Origin of the sequence: Pseudoalteromonas sp. HF66, from assembly GCF_011806445.1 — a bacterium.
Classification (GTDB): domain Bacteria; phylum Pseudomonadota; class Gammaproteobacteria; order Enterobacterales; family Alteromonadaceae; genus Pseudoalteromonas; species Pseudoalteromonas apostichopi.
This window is the reverse complement of sequence record NZ_JAATOU010000013.1, coordinates 15,864-30,879: the sequence shown is the minus strand read 5'-3', so window position 1 is coordinate 30,879 and position 15,016 is coordinate 15,864. Positions and strand designations below refer to the sequence as shown.

The 15,016-nt window shown below is 41.4% G+C and carries 15 protein-coding genes and 1 other RNA gene; 6 read left to right on the top strand and 10 right to left on the bottom strand.

The window, feature by feature from the left end; all coding sequences use genetic code 11:
* Positions 1–66 precede the first annotated feature (66 nt).
* Together HCZ11_RS13440 and HCZ11_RS13435 are read right to left on the bottom strand one after the other, a co-directional pair.
* Positions 67–2,313, bottom strand: a complete 2,247-nt coding sequence (locus HCZ11_RS13440) for a S46 family peptidase (protein WP_167658647.1) — start codon at positions 2,311–2,313, stop codon at positions 67–69.
* Between the two features lie 181 nt (positions 2,314–2,494).
* Positions 2,495–2,737 carry a YdcH family protein gene (locus tag HCZ11_RS13435; protein ID WP_130050521.1) on the bottom strand — a complete coding sequence of 81 codons (243 nt, stop codon included), beginning with the start codon at positions 2,735–2,737 and terminating at the stop codon, positions 2,495–2,497.
* A gap of 246 nt (positions 2,738–2,983) precedes the next feature.
* On the opposite strand from HCZ11_RS13435, the gene HCZ11_RS13430 reads away from it, so the two are divergent.
* Entirely contained in the window at positions 2,984–3,613 is a 630-nt protein-coding gene (locus HCZ11_RS13430) for a response regulator transcription factor (RefSeq protein ID WP_167658646.1), read from the top strand.
* The gene (locus HCZ11_RS13425; protein WP_167658645.1) at positions 3,600–5,165 is read left to right on the top strand and encodes an MASE1 domain-containing protein; all 1,566 of its coding nucleotides are present in this window, start codon (positions 3,600–3,602) and stop codon (positions 5,163–5,165) included. Before HCZ11_RS13430 ends, HCZ11_RS13425 begins: the two co-directional genes overlap by 14 nt.
* A gap of 10 nt (positions 5,166–5,175) precedes the next feature.
* Here HCZ11_RS13425 and HCZ11_RS13420 read toward each other — a convergent pair whose 3' ends face one another.
* The 3 genes from HCZ11_RS13420 to rsmI all read right to left on the bottom strand — a co-directional run bounded on the left by HCZ11_RS13420 (position 5,176) and on the right by rsmI (position 7,376).
* Positions 5,176–5,697, bottom strand: coding sequence for a hypothetical protein (locus HCZ11_RS13420; protein ID WP_167658644.1), 522 nt, complete (start codon positions 5,695–5,697; stop codon positions 5,176–5,178).
* A gap of 427 nt (positions 5,698–6,124) precedes the next feature.
* Positions 6,125–6,476: RNase P RNA component class A (gene rnpB / locus HCZ11_RS13415), an RNA gene on the bottom strand.
* Positions 6,477–6,518: 42 nt separating this feature from the next.
* Positions 6,519–7,376, bottom strand: coding sequence for a 16S rRNA (cytidine(1402)-2'-O)-methyltransferase (rsmI, locus tag HCZ11_RS13410; RefSeq protein WP_167658643.1), 858 nt, complete (start codon positions 7,374–7,376; stop codon positions 6,519–6,521).
* 61 nt (positions 7,377–7,437) lie between these two features.
* On the opposite strand from rsmI, the gene HCZ11_RS13405 reads away from it, so the two are divergent.
* Genes HCZ11_RS13405 through dolP form a run of 4 tightly spaced genes read left to right on the top strand, consistent with a single transcriptional unit; the run spans position 7,438 to position 10,912 of the window.
* Positions 7,438–9,315: a penicillin-binding protein activator gene (locus HCZ11_RS13405; RefSeq protein WP_167658642.1), complete on the top strand. Its 1,878-nt coding sequence runs from the start codon at positions 7,438–7,440 to the stop codon at positions 9,313–9,315.
* Positions 9,316–9,354: 39 nt separating this feature from the next.
* Entirely contained in the window at positions 9,355–9,726 is a 372-nt protein-coding gene (locus tag HCZ11_RS13400; protein WP_130050516.1) for a YraN family protein, read from the top strand.
* 32 nt (positions 9,727–9,758) lie between these two features.
* A complete protein-coding gene (locus HCZ11_RS13395) occupies positions 9,759–10,346 on the top strand; it encodes an SIS domain-containing protein (protein WP_130050515.1) in 588 nt (195 codons plus the stop codon).
* On the top strand, positions 10,346–10,912 hold the full coding sequence (dolP, locus tag HCZ11_RS13390) for a division/outer membrane stress-associated lipid-binding lipoprotein (protein WP_130050514.1): 567 nt from the start codon (positions 10,346–10,348) through the stop codon (positions 10,910–10,912). Before HCZ11_RS13395 ends, dolP begins: the two co-directional genes overlap by 1 nt.
* 227 nt (positions 10,913–11,139) lie before the next feature.
* Here the strand turns inward: dolP and HCZ11_RS13385 are convergent, their stop codons facing one another.
* The 5 genes from HCZ11_RS13385 to petA form a co-directional block, all read right to left on the bottom strand.
* A complete protein-coding gene (locus HCZ11_RS13385) occupies positions 11,140–11,580 on the bottom strand; it encodes a ClpXP protease specificity-enhancing factor (RefSeq protein WP_130050513.1) in 441 nt (146 codons plus the stop codon).
* The gene (gene sspA, locus HCZ11_RS13380; RefSeq protein WP_054554181.1) at positions 11,580–12,206 is read right to left on the bottom strand and encodes a stringent starvation protein SspA; all 627 of its coding nucleotides are present in this window, start codon (positions 12,204–12,206) and stop codon (positions 11,580–11,582) included. The genes HCZ11_RS13385 and sspA overlap by 1 nt, the downstream gene beginning before the upstream one ends.
* A 79-nt stretch (positions 12,207–12,285) precedes the next feature.
* Positions 12,286–13,023: a cytochrome c1 gene (locus HCZ11_RS13375; RefSeq protein WP_130050512.1), complete on the bottom strand. Its 738-nt coding sequence runs from the start codon at positions 13,021–13,023 to the stop codon at positions 12,286–12,288.
* Positions 13,020–14,285 carry a cytochrome b N-terminal domain-containing protein gene (locus HCZ11_RS13370; RefSeq protein ID WP_130050511.1) on the bottom strand — a complete coding sequence of 422 codons (1,266 nt, stop codon included), beginning with the start codon at positions 14,283–14,285 and terminating at the stop codon, positions 13,020–13,022. Before HCZ11_RS13370 ends, HCZ11_RS13375 begins: the two co-directional genes overlap by 4 nt.
* Positions 14,285–14,875: a ubiquinol-cytochrome c reductase iron-sulfur subunit gene (petA, locus tag HCZ11_RS13365; protein ID WP_063702692.1), complete on the bottom strand. Its 591-nt coding sequence runs from the start codon at positions 14,873–14,875 to the stop codon at positions 14,285–14,287. The genes HCZ11_RS13370 and petA overlap by 1 nt, the downstream gene beginning before the upstream one ends.
* Between the last annotated feature and the right edge of the window lie 141 nt (positions 14,876–15,016).

The following is a 15,016-nucleotide window of genomic DNA, read 5'->3' as shown; positions in this document are numbered from 1 at the left end:
ATTGGCATAAATTAAAGACATAAAAAAACCGCAGCGATTGCTGCGGTTATTTTCAAAATAGCGGGGCTATTTAACTAGGGTCATTTCATCAAGTAGGTAACCTGCGTTATCAACTTCTTCCATTAACCAAAGCATGTATCGAATATCAACGTGGATCGCACGGGTGATCTTCGCATTAAAGTACCAATCTTTGGTGATTGATTCATAAGTCGAGTCAAAATTAAGGCCTACTAATTCACCTTTACCATTCATTACTGGCGAACCTGAGTTACCTCCAGTGGTATCAGCGCTACTTAAAAAGTTTACAGGAACTGAGTTTACTTCAAGTGGTTTAGCCGCTTGTGGCTCACAACCAAAGCTGAATAAACTACAGCTGACACCTGGTAAACCTAAGTCACCGCGGTAGTACGCACCAAACGCTTGCTTTTTATATGCTTCAAGTACTTTATCTGTAACAACAAATGGTTTTTCACCTGTGTGTTTAGCTACTAAACCACGTAGTGATGTAAAAGGTGTTTTATACACAGCATCTGCTGCTGGGTAACCATCAACTTGTGCATAGCTTACGCGTAAAGTGCCATTTGCATCTGGGTAAACTGGCTTACCTTTAGCATTATTAAAGGCGATGACTGCTTGCATATATTGCGGACGAATTTCAGCTAAACGACCGGCCATTTCTTTTTCGTCAGCCTCTTGTGCCATATTGGTATCGTATAGCGCAACAGCTAATTTAATGAATGGGTCATTTGATGCTTCAAATTCGGCTACTGATTTACCTATCCAGCTAACACGCGTTGCTGTATCTGTAAGTTCTGTTTTAGCGTAAAAAGAAGCTACAATCGCATCAAGTTCGGCTTGTGTTGTAGTGTCTGTGATACCTAAGCCATTGTTTAATGCCGCTACTTGCGCAGCTTTGTCTTGTGCTAAATAGTTACCTAAGTAGCTTAACCATAAGGCTTTATCGACTTCAGGCGTAAACTGCTTTTGTAAACGCTCTAAACGGGCTTTAAGCATAGGAAGGTCGCGCTCTTGGTAACCCATTTCACGCTCTGCATTAGGTTTTTTGCTCTCTTTTGCTAAGCGGTATAAACGAATTGCAGTGCTTAGTAAGTCTGCTCGTTTTGCATAATCAAAGTAAAAGTGACTTTGTTGCTGAGCATGTGCTTCAACTAATAATGACTTTAATGCGTGATATGATTCTGCATAGGCTTTACGTTCAGCACTTTGTGCAAACCAAGCTAGGTATTCTTGCTCTTGCGCAGCTTTAATTCCCGGAATATCCGTTACTTTAAAACCGTCTTGTAAACCTTCAAGTTTCTTTAAACGGTTGTTGGTGCTTTTTACACGAGAGGCATATTTTACCTGTGCTTCCTCATCGCCTTCACTCTGCTTGGCAATCACATCAAGGGTCATGTTGTAAGTATTAAGCAGTGTCGGGTAATACCAACTCGCTGAATAATTTACTTCGTCTGCTAGTTTATAGCGGCTTGTACGACCCGGATAACCTGCCACCAGCACGCCATCCCCTAAGCTTACGCCACTAGCATTCACTTTTAAGAACGATTTTGGCTCATATGGTACGTTATCTTCGCTGTAATCTGCAGGTTTACCATCTTTACCGACATAGCCACGTACAAACGTAAAATCAGCTGTATGACGTGGGTATTCAAAGTTATCGATGTCACCACCAAAATTACCCAATGCTTCTGCTGGGGCATAAACTAAGCGCACATCTTTGATCATTAGTTGCTTGATCATGAAGTACTCTAAGCCATGGTGAAAATCTCGAACCGTACAACGGTAGTTAGGATCTGATTCACACTCGCTGATCAACGCCTTGCGGTTCGCTTGAATCGCCTCAAAACGTGCTTTGCCGTGTAACTCAGCTGGTAAGTTACCCAGTACGCGCTCGGTTACATCATCAACTTGTTCTGTTACGTATAAGCGCTCTTGCGGGCCAGCTGGTAGTTCTTTAGATAAGCCTGCCGCTAAAAAGCCTTTTTCAATTAAGTTATTTTCTGGCGTACTGTTATTTTGAATCGCACCATAGGCACAGTGATGATTGGTTACCGCTAATCCTTTTGGTGAAACAAATGACGCAGAGCAATAGCCTAAACCAACCACAGCATTCAACGGGTACTGGTTAAGATCTGCAACCTGTGAGGCAGGTAACTCGATACCAACACGGTCAAATTCGCTTTGTAATTGTTTTAATTGATGCGGTTGCCACTGCCCTTCATCAGCGTATGCGCTACCTACAGCGACAACACCCATTATTGCTAATGAAGTAGTAATAATATTTTTTTTAATCATGTTAATCCTAGTCAGTGCAAAGCACTATTCTATTGTTGCCTGAAAAAATCGCGCTAAGACTACCATAACCTTGATTGAGTAAAGGGATATTGCGATTAACTACGATTGAGTAGTAAAAACAGAAAATAAAAAGCCCCTACTATGAGTATGCAATTGGTAGGGGCATTAGCTTTTTAAATTGTTAAGTGTTGGCTTTTAAAAAGTCATAAAGTTCATCTTTTAGCGCGGCGCGTTGGTGTTTCTTTTCATGCATATCCGCATCTTCAATTGGCGAATTTTGCAATTCAAGCTCACGAATTTCTTTATCCATCTCATCATAACGCTGCATGGTTTTCTTGAAGTGAGCATCATTTTTAGCAAGATTATGGATTAATTCATTAAACTCAGGGAATTCGTTCAATAACGAGTGTTTTTCGCCTAGCATGGGCAACTCCTTTGGCTAGAATTTAAGTTCAATTTCACTGTATCACTGTAACAAACAGAGTCAACGCAGCAACCTTGTCCGAGATCAATAATCACAACGATTCAGAAAATGGAGTAGAACTAGAAACACTCCAAGAGTTTCGTTGCTTTAAAATGACAACATATAAACGCAAATTTAATATATAAGAATAATTCCTAGACATAACTCATTGAACTGGGGATATAATAAAAATTCTATGGAGGGATTATGCGTATTGGAATCATTGAAGATCATCAGCTTGTTAGGGATAGTTTTAAAAAATTATTAGAGCTACAAACAGGATGGCAAGTTGTAATAGAAGCCTGCTCAGTCACTGAAGCAAAACTTGCCGTTAGCTTAGAGACACCTGATATATTTATTGTTGATATTTCAATGCATGATGGTGAAAACGGACTCGCATTTCTTTCTTATTTAAACACTCACTTCCCCGAAATAAAAACGATCGTTGCTTCGATGTACGACTACGAACCTTATGTTAGCAATGCTCTAAAGTTGGGCGTACAAGCTTATGTATCTAAACGCTCAGCATCAGAAGCTTTAATTGATGCGGTCAATTCAGTCATTAATGGAGGGCGTTACATCAGTGAAGATGTGAAATTTAATACCACCTCTCCGTCAAGTAAACTCACACTTTTAACACCCAGAGAGAAAGAGGCACTTCCCTTATTTGCCAAAGGCTTGAATGCCAAACAAGTGGCACAACAACTCGATATGATGCCCAAAACAGCCCATGTGCATAAAACAAATATATACAACAAACTTGAAGTTAGTAATTCATTTGAATTATTAAAAATTGCTATAGATTCCGGGATTATCACAATTGATGAACTGGCATAAGCTCGTCTCAAAAGAGTACCCTTCACATAGCTTTATAACTGAAGTATTTAACCAGTTATTGGTGTTTGCGCTTTACTTTCTTGCTTTATATTTATCCTCTTGGGTGAGTAATCATTTAGAAACCGTTACCCAAAGTAGCGCAATTTACCTGCCTGCGGGGGTGAAGCTTGCATTCTTTGTTATATTGCCTGTGCGATTTTGGCCAATGCTTTGGATTGCCTCTAGGCTTTATGCGTCATATTCAGGTGTCTATTACAATGGCGAATGGAGCTTTGATTTATTTCATGGTTTCTTTCAAGAATTAACCTATATGGCTATTGTCTACAGCTTTAAGAAAAGCCGTTGGCCGCCAAAAGTTACCTCCAATTCGGGTGCTTTGTCGCTAATTCTACTTGCCGTTTTTTCAGCTTCTTTCAAATGGTTTTTGTTCTCGAGCGCCTTTGAATTCACAACCTGGTTAGAAGGTAAGCAAGTATTACAATATCAACTCAATATGACATTAGGCGACCTGACGGGGACATTATTAGTCGCCCCAGCATTATTGTTACTTAGTCAAAGTTATAGCCGCCTGTTGTCTCGTCATCATGCGGTTATTTTTTTAAGCTTATTAGCACTGGCGCTTATTTACATATTGAGTTACCTAAGTCACTCAGATCTTTACCCCTTACTTCGCCTTGGCTCACTGCTACCGGTAATCTGGTTCTCTTATAAATTTGGTATTAAAGGAGCGATAGCTAGTGCGTTGGTAAGCAATGCGCTGATCGTTGCACAAGCAGGCCTCACACAAGATGCGACCAATACTTACATTAGCCAATTATTTATCTTAGCGAATTCAGTAACAGGCCTGCTAATAGGGACTGCCACTAACGAATTAAAAATCAAAAATAATCAACTACAAGCCAGCAACGAAAAACTCACGGCACTTCTTGAGAAAAATAAACAACTCGCTAAACGTATGGTGACTGTTCAAGAAAATGAGCGAAAGTACTTGTCTCAAGAACTACATGACGAATTAGGCCAAAACCTGACAGCTCTCAAAACAGACTTAACTGTGCTTTCTATCGCACAACAAAATAATGAAAACGCACTCGTTGATGGCCTAAAAGAAAATGCAAAAGCGATGTATGATTCTGTCTATCAGATTATGCATCATCTCAGACCAAGAGAGCTTGATGAACTAGGCCTTGTGCAGGCACTTAAAGAGGGCCGCTTTAAGTCTTTGCTAAATAAAGCATCTATCAATTACATAGCTGAAATAAGCTTAAAGGAAGCAATATCAGATGAACATCAAACAGCTATCTACAGAATTTGCCAAGAAGCTGTAACAAACTGCATCAAACACAGTACAGCCACAGAGCTAAGGCTTAGCTTGGCCGCTCACGAACAGTATATACACCTTAATATTACAGATAATGGCAAAGCGAAAGCCACACAACAACAATCTGGTGGCTACGGATTATCATTTATTGAAGAGCGAGTTATTGCGCTTGATGGCACGTATACAGTTACTGAAATAGATGGATTTAAAATTGAAGTGCATTTTGGTATTTGAATGCAAAAATTTACATTAAATAAACTTGCTTGGTAAAAAATTTTTTCTTCATATTCGCAAGCTGAATTTCAGCTTGATTGCCAATAAGCTGTAACAACAAGCCATGCGCTATTTCCTTTTCCCCCAACCTAGATTTAACAACCACCTCTTTACCAATCGCACCCTGCAACCTCGGTTTAGGAAAGTTCGCTTTGCTAACAGGTTTAAGGCCTTCATTTTCGACAAACAAGTCAAGACAGTGCTGCTTAGCGGCACAGATCCAGTCATCATGTGATTTAACAATATCGACGTTATTTAGAAAGTGTATTAACGCGCTATTTCGGCTGCTAAATTCACTCGAAACATCAGACATTTTTTTCACTTGCGCCCATTTACGAATAACGACGTATTTACCTTGCTTGAGCCTTGCTAAACTCGTCGATGCGCCCGTCATCCTGCTATACCATTCAATTCTGTAACAAGAAGAACCCAAACTATGAAGCAGGATAGTGGTATTGCCAAACTCCTTAGTACTTCCCTCAATAACACTCATTTTCAATCCTTTAAACATAAGTAAATTAGATTTAAAGGATATAAAGAACAAACCGTTATGGTAATTAGCTACTTTCTTAGTGTGCCTAAGAAAAATTCCTAGTTTGCTAAGAATGATGAAACTACTTAGGAGCAGGGAATTATGATTCAGTTTGAATGTTGAGCAAATTGGATTTTATTTAAGAAAGCAAAAAGCCCCGCATTGCTGCGAGGCTTTTATGATATTTGATGAGTCAGCCAGTAAGCCGTTGTTTTGTATGAGCGGAGTGGATTTTCTCCGCCCAAAAAACAAAAAGCCCACAGTTTTCACTGTGGGCTTTCTTTAATTTAGTGAGTCAGCCAATAAGCCGCTGTTTTATATGCGCGGAGTGGATTTTCTCCACCCTAAAAACAAAAAGCCTCGGTAAATACCGAGGCTCTTGTATAATTTGGTGAGTCAGCCAATAAGCCGGGTTCTGTCGTGGATAATCATTCGTCTAGGCCATAAATTGCTCTATGGCTCAAGCAACCTACCCGGTTCCAACGTGGGCCACGCCATAAGGAACCCTATTTGGTCTTGCTCCGGGTGGAGTTTACCTTGCAACCAACTGTTACCAGTGGCCCGGTGCGCTCTTACCGCACCCTTTCACCCTTACCAACCGAAGTTGGCGGTCTCCTCTCTGCTGCACTTGTCGTAGGCTCGCGCCCCCCAGCCGTTAGCTGGCACCCTGCCCTGTGGAGCCCGGACTTTCCTCCCCCTGCGCATTTTCGTTGCAGGCAGCGATTATCTCGGCTGACTCGGCGCGCAGTATACCTGAGCGCGCACGTCTATGCAGTAAAGAATTAGTCTTTTTCGTCAATAATTGCTTTATAAAGTGCGTTTTTCTTCAAACCAAAATACTCAGCCACCACACCGCAAGCTTTTTTCAGTGGCATTTCAGCTTCAAGCAAACCTAGCATACGACGCGCATCTTCTGGAATATCATCACTTTGCTTTACCTTACCCGGTAACATCAATACGATTTCGCCGCGCTGCTTAGTTGGATCATCCGTTAAAAACTGTTTTAGCTCGGCAACAGTGCCATTGAAAAAGGTTTCGAAGGTTTTAGTTAGCTCTTTTGCAAACACTACAGGCTGCTCTGTACCGAGTGCTTCCTCTAAATCATCAAGGCTCGCCATAATACGGTGGGTACTTTCATACATGATACTAGTAATACCTGAGTTTACCGCTTCGATAAAAAAGGTTTGCCTTGCTTTACTCTTTGCAGGTGTAAAACCAATAAACTGAAAGCGATCTGTCGGTAAACCAGAACAACATACAGCGGTAATTGCTGCACATGCCCCCGGTACTGGCGTGACATGCGCGCCCTGTTCACGGCATAAATTGACTACCGCATAACCTGGGTCGCTGATAAGTGGCGTGCCGGCGTCAGATACCAGAGCAATATTCATTCCTTGCTCTAGCCAATCAACAATTTGTTGCGCTTTTTGTTTCTCGTTATGGTCATGTAAAGCAAAGGTTTTTGCTTTGATATTAAAATGGCTTAACAACTTTCCTGTGTGACGAGTATCTTCAGCGGCTATTAAGTCAACCTCAGATAGGGTTTGAATGGCACGCTGGCTGATGTCGTCAAAGTTACCAATAGGCGTGGCAACAATGTAAAGAGTGCCGATTTTATCTGAATTGTCCTCATTTAACATTGAGGTCTCCTGCGTCAGTCAGTAATATAAGCAAATCGCGTTAACGTATCGGGAAATCATTGTGCGACTTAAACTTGTTAGTCTATTAATTGTATTGTCAGGGTTATCGGCTTGTAGCACAACCGAAAAACAACGAAATAATACAGAAAATCAATCGAGCCAATCGAGTATGGCTCAATCACAACTAACCGACGCACAATCTATGTACCAAGCGGCACTAAATCGTCACGGTGCTGATAAAATTCAGCTTTTATACACTGCACGAGATGCTGCCATTAGCGAAGAGCGCTGGTCACTTTTAGAAAAGGTCTGCCTTGAATTAGAAGCGACTCCGAGCGTAGACCAAATTCAAAACAAACTTTATATTGCACTAGCTCAAGAGCATCAAGGTAAGAGCGACTTAGCTCTGGCACAATTACAACAACTTGAGCCACAGTTAAGCCAACCAGAGCATCAAGCATGGCATCAATACTTAACAGCGCGTGTTTATGCATCGCAAGGCATGCCAAAACAAGCAATGACTTACTTTTTTAAGGCATCAACACTTAGCAGCAAAAACAACTTTACCGTTGCGAATCTCAATAAAGATTTATGGCAAAGCCTAACCCAGCTTTCTTCGTACGCACTCGAACGCTTTAATCGTGGTTCTGTGGTACAACAAGGTTGGGTTAATCTAGCGCTTTACCACCAAGTGTATTTGGGTGCGCCGGTCGAATTACACCAAGCAATGAATAACTGGTTGCGCCGCTACCCTGGCCACCCGGCAGCAGAAGTGCTCCCAAAAAAAGTGACTGAGCTGGTACAAATTGAGCCTTTAAATGTAAAACGCCTAGCTGTATTACTTCCACAATCAGGTGCCAATGAGCGATTAGGTGATGCTTTAAAAGCGGGTGTTCTCGCGGCCCTTGATGGACAATCATTAGAACAAACATTATTTATTGATGAGTCACTATCTGCTGCAGAAATTGCACTTAAACTCAGCGAGTTTAAAGCCGACTTTGTTATTGGCCCATTATTAAAAAGTAACATTGAAAAGTTGACTAGCGCGCAAACGCTTGTTGATTACCCGGTAATGCATTTAAACACCTTTGATGGTGAGCGTATTTCTCAGCAGCATTTTTTCTTTGCATTAAACCCTGAGCATGAAGTTCAACAAGCCTTAGAACGTTTTTTAACTGCAGGCTATCAAAAACCTATGCTTTTGGCACCGAATAACAGTAACGGTCAACGCTTAGTTGAATACTTCAATACGCAATGGCAACGCTACAGCGAAGTTAAACCACAAATCGGATTTTATTCTGGCAAAGACGATATGCCTAAGACTATTACAGGCCTCTTAGAAGTAGACCAAAGTAAAGAGCGCATAAAAGTCGTAAAATCATTATTTAAACAAGAAGTTGAAAGCGAAACCCGCTCACGCAGTGATATCGATGTAGTTTATATTTTAGGTGATGCCACCGAAACACGCCTAATTAAACCATATTTAGATGTTAACGTGAGTACTTTTGCTGATCGTATTCCGCTTTATGCCAGCTCAAAAAGCCACAGTAAACAAATCGATAGAACCGATAAAGGCGATTTAGATGGCCTTTATTTTACGGAACTACCTTGGATGCTTGACGGTCAAATTGCACAACATAATTTACGCCAGCAATACGATAGTTTATGGCCAGAGAATGCTGATATAAGTCAGCGCTTATTCGCAATGGCATTCGATGCAGCCAGTATGTTGGGTGATGTAAAGCAGTTAAGCATGGTACAAGGCAAACGCTTTAGTGGTATTAGTGGTCAATTAAGCATTGCCAGTAATGGTTATGTAACACGCTCTTTAGATTGGGCACAGTACAAGAACAAAAAAATTATTGCTGTTGATTTAGCAACAGAGCAACCAATTCCACTATTCATGCAATCTGCTGTTGGGATTAACGCTGCTAAATAAACGGTTATTTCAAAATACTACTAGCTCAAGGATGAAGCTATGTCGTGGTTTAAGCAATTGTGGCAAAATAGCCGCGAAAAAGGCCTGTATTACGAAAAACAGGCTGAACAGTATTTAATACAACATGGCTTAAAGACCATTGAGCGTAATTATTTTTGTAAATACGGTGAGCTCGACCTGATAATGCGCGACGGGCAAACACTGGTATTTGTAGAAGTAAAATTTAGGAAAAATGCCCTTCGTGGCGGCGCAAACTACGCGCTCAGCAAGCTAAAACAGCAACGATTAAGGCGAACGATTAGCCATTATCTTGCCGAAAAAAAGATCTCAAATCAGTTAATGCGGATAGATTATGTCGCTATAACGGGTGAGCTTAATAGCAGCCTTAACTGGTTTAAAAATGTTTACTAACGCCTTCTGGCGTCGGCTTAATTTGGTAGGTTATGCAAGAAACGATTAAAAAAATCTTTACCGAAAATATTCAAGTTCAAATAGCTGCAGGTGAAGTACTTCCGAGCGCACTTGAATCAGCAGCGTTCACCATCGCGCAAAGCCTAATTAACGGCAATAAATTACTATGCTGTGGCACCCCTAGCTGTCATATGTTGGCACAGCACATGGCAGGGTTATTAATTAACTTTTATGAGACCGAGCGCCCTTGTCTTCCAGCAGTTGCGCTTGCACAAGATCAAGTTAACTTAGGCTCAACGGCAAATAACGATGAGCACGAAACTTTTGCCAGACAAATTCGAGCATTTGCACAACAAGGTGACCTTTTACTAGCAATTGCGGTGAATGGTAATGAAAAGCAGATTATCTCAGCAGTCGAAGCTGCACTGACTCGTGATATGAAAGTCATTGTACTTGTTGGCGATGATGGCGGTGAATTAGTCGGTTTACTTGGGCCAAATGATGTTGAAATTCGTGTGCCTTCAAAACGCCCAAGCCGCATTGTTGAGTCGCACTTAGTCAACTTACACTGTCTAAGTGAGCTTATCGATTTAACCCTATTCCCACAGGAAGAAAATTAATGTTTAAACAGTCTTTAATTGTATTTGGTACCGTTTTATTGCTGCAGGGCTGTGCAGCTGCTGTCGTGGCTGGTACAGCGGGTGCTGTAACAGCCGCGAATGATCGCCGCACAATTGGTTCACAAATCGACGATAACAATATCGAAATTAAAAGCTCAATTGCTATCAGTGAAAATGAGCGCTTACATAAATATGCTAACGTTAACGTCATTAGCGTTAATGGTATTGTGCTTATGATTGGTCAAGTTGCCAATCAAGAAATGAAAGACGAAGCACAACGTGCTATCGAAGGCGTTGATGGCATTCGTAAGATACACAACCAAATTCGCATTGGTTCAAATATTGGTATAAGCACACAAACTCATGACTCATGGCTTACCTCTAAAGTTAAAACCCAATTACTCACCACAGAGAGCATCAGCAGTAATAACATCAAAGTAGTTACAGAGAATGGCGAAGTCTTTTTAATGGGCTTAGTGAGCGACTCTGAAGCAAATTTAGCAGTTGATGTAGCACGTAACGTATCAGGCGTTGAACGTGTTATTAAAGTGTTTGAATATTTATAATCTCATACCAACCCGCAATAATACTTAATCATTTTGAGGGATTAAACCTGTCGCTAACTGCGTTAAAAATTTCTCATTTAGAACAACTAAATAACGAAATTTTCGCCTTGTTATCAACGAGGTTTTATTGCCTCAAAATAGACTACTTAATTAAGCGGATTGGTATCAAACCGTAAATTGATAATAAAAAACCCGCTAATAAGCGGGTTTCTTGTATTTGAATAAGGTTATTTAATCACTCGTAAGTGAGCACCTTTTTTCTTCTCTGGTTTTGTCGGTGGTTCATCATCTGGCGTAATATCGTCAGGTGTTTCAACACTTTCTAATACCGGAGTAAAATCGTCTTCGTCCTCGATGAATTCTTCTGCAGTAAATACAGTCCCTTCACCATTCTCACGTGCATAAATTGCGAGCACAGCACCCATTGGTACGTAAACTTGCATTGGTTGACCACCAAAACGCGCATTAAAGCTAAGTTGTTGGTTGTCCATTGCAAATTGTGTTACCGCTGATGGGCTTATGTTCAAAACGATCTGGCCGTCTTGCACAAACTGTGTTGGTACTTGTACAGCAGGAAAATCAGCGTTAACCACTAAGTGTGGTGTGCACTGATTATCAACAATCCAATCAAAGAAGGCGCGTAGTAAATAAGGACGATTAGGCGTCATTATAAACGGATCTCACGCTCAGCTTCAGTTAGTGAAGCTTGGAATGATTCACGCTCAAATAAACGTAACATGTATTCTTTAAGCTCTTTAGCGCCAGCACCATTAAGCTCAATGCCAAGCTCAGGTAAACGCCAAAGTAGCGGTGCTAAGTAACAATCAACTAAGCTGAACTCTTCGCTCATGAAGTAAGGAGCTTCAGAGAAGATCGGTGCAATTGCAAGTAACGCTTCTGTAAGCTCTTTACGTGCTTGCGCAGCTTCGCTGCTACCGCTAGTGATTTTGTTAGCTAGGCTATACCAATCAGTATCGATACGATGCATCATTAGACGACTACGGCCACGCATAACCGGATAAACTGGCATTAGTGGAGGATGAGGGAAACGTTCATCAAGGTATTCCATGATGATGTTTGCCTGATATAAACCAAGCTCACGATCGATCAGTGTTGGTACTGTACCGTAAGGGTTAATCTCATGAAGTGCTTCTGGCAGGTTATCCTTTTCAGCCAGGTGAATGTCAACACTTACACCTTTTTCAGCAAGTACGATACGTACTTGATGGCTATACATACAGTTAGCACCAGAAAACAGGGTCATTACAGGGCGCTTATTGGCAGCTACGGCCATGCCTACCTCCATTATATTACAAAAACAGCAATAGGGGCTTAAGCCCCTATCACAAAATTACCTTTCAAAATGCCCAGGATTAGTGAACATCTCTCCAGTATTCTTTCTTCAGCATGAATGCCAAGATAAATAGAATCACTAAGAAACCAATTACCTTAAGACCTAACGCTTCTGACTCTAAACGTGACGGTTCGCCAACGTAAGCTAAGAAGTTAGTTAAGTCACGAGCAGCACGATCGTACTCGTCGTCACTCATTTCACCAGAACCATCTGTTTCAGTGCCAACAACTTTAGTCACAGTGTGACCGTGTTCTTCCACTTCTTCAGTGATTGGTGTTGGTAAACCTTGTAGTTCTTGAAGAACGTGCGGCATACCTACCGATGGGAAAACAATATTGTTTACGCCAAACGGACGAGATTCATCTTTGTAGAATGACTTCAGATAAGTGTAGATCCAGTCAGTACCACGAACTCGCGCTACAAGCGTAAGGTCCGGTGGCGCTGCGCCAAACCATTTAGCTGCGTCATCTTTACCAATCGCATTTTTGATGTGGCTACCAACTTTTGAGCCATCAAAAATTAGTTGCTCTTGACCAATCTCAGTAGGAATACCGATATCGCGGAACGTACGCTCATAACGTTGATACTGCATTTGGTGACAACCAAGACAGTAGTTCATGAACAATTTAGCACCGCGTTGTAAAGACGCGTTATCTTTAAGGTCAATGTTCGCATCCATTAAAGGAACCGAAGGACCTGCTGCCATTGTCAACGATGGCAATAATGCGAATAAACCGATAATTAGCTTTTTCATCATTTCGTCAACCTCGTTGGTAATGGCTTAGTTTTCTCATTCTTGCTGTAAACAAATAACAATACGAAGAACATGAAGTATGTCACAGTCGTGATTTGTGATAACAGCGTTTTGAAATCAGTTTGTGGAGTAGCACCAACCCAACCTAAGATAACGAAAGTTACCACAAATTGTGCGATGTTTAACTTGTGTAAACCACAACGATAACGAATAGAACGAACCGAGCCACGGTCAATCCAAGGTAGTAACGCAAGCACTACGATAGATGCACCCATCGCCGCAACACCCATTAACTTGTTAGGGATTGCACGAAGGATTGCATAGAATGGCGTAAAGTACCAAACAGGGAAAATGTGCTCTGGTGTTTTCAGTGGGTTAGCTGCTTCGAAGTTTGGCGCTTCTAAGAAGAAACCATTCATCGCAGGCATAAAGAATACAACCCAGCAGAATAAGATTAAGAAACCAACCACACCCACAATATCTTTCACTGTGTAGTAAGGGTGGAACGGGATTGCATCAACAATGTCTTTCTTGTTGGTGTAATACTCGTGGAATTTGAATTTAGGCTTATCTTCTTCAGCTACAGAACCTTTCTTACGCTTGATTTCAACACCGTCAGGGTTGTTTGAACCCACTTCGTGTAGTGCAACAATGTGTAAGAATACTAAGATAACAATAACTAAAGGTAATGCAATTACGTGTAGTGCAAAGAAGCGGTTAAGCGTAGCACCTGAAATTACGTAGTCACCACGGATCCAAAGCGTTAAATCATCACCAATAACCGGAATCGCACCGAATAGTGAAATGATTACCTGTGCACCCCAGAAAGACATTTGTCCCCAAGGAAGTAAGTAACCCATGAAAGCTTCAGCCATAAGCGCTAAGAAAATGAACATACCGAATAACCACAGTAATTCACGTGGTTTTTGGTAAGAACCGTAGATCATGCCACGGAACATGTGCAGATATACAACGATAAAGAACGCTGAAGCACCTGTTGAGTGAAGGTAACGAAGTAACCAACCGTATTCAACATCACGCATGATGTATTCTACAGATGCGAAAGCACCTTCAGCAGACGGTACGAAGTTCATTGTTAACCAGATACCAGTTACGATTTGGTTAACAAGTACTAACATGGCTAGTGAGCCAAAGAAGTACCAGAAGTTAAAGTTTTTTGGTGCTGGATACTGTGCAATATGCATGTTCCAAACACGTGTCATTGGAATACGATCGTCGATCCAACCAATAATTTTACCAAACATTACGCCACTCCTTTTTCTTCACCGACTAAAATAGTCGTGTCATCAAGGAAGGTATATGGAGGGATTTCTAGATTTAATGGAGCAGGTACAGATTGGAATACACGACCAGCCATATCAAATTTAGAACCGTGACACGGACAGAAGAAACCGTCGTCTGTGCCCTCTACTTTTTCACCAAAGCCACCTTGTAGGAAGCTAGGAGAACAACCTAAGTGCGTACAAATACCAACAGCAACGAAGATCTCAGGACGTTGCGAACGGTATTCATTGGTTGATGATTCAGGTTGTTGAGGCTCTTCAGACGCAGGATCACGAAGTTGACCTTCGTGTTCTTTCATCTGTTCAAGCATTTTAGGTGTACGATTAATAACCCAAACAGGTTTTCCTCGCCACTCAACACGTATTAATTGTCCAGGCTCAAGCTTGCTGATATCTACTTCTACAGGCGCACCCGCAGATTTAGCTCGCTCACTTGGATTCCAAGACGCAATAAAAGGAACAGCAGCCCCAGCCGCACCAACACCACCAACAACAGAGGTAGCTATGGTTAAAAAGCGACGTCGGCCATTGTCTACAGGCGCATTGCTCATCCACTTATCTCCACTATGATTCCCAACACTTGCCATATTGAGAACATCAGTTACAGCAGGTTAATTTTTAGAAATTTCAAAATAGACGCGATCATAATTAAAAGCCTTGATTAAAACAAGGTTATTCACAGTCTCATGCTC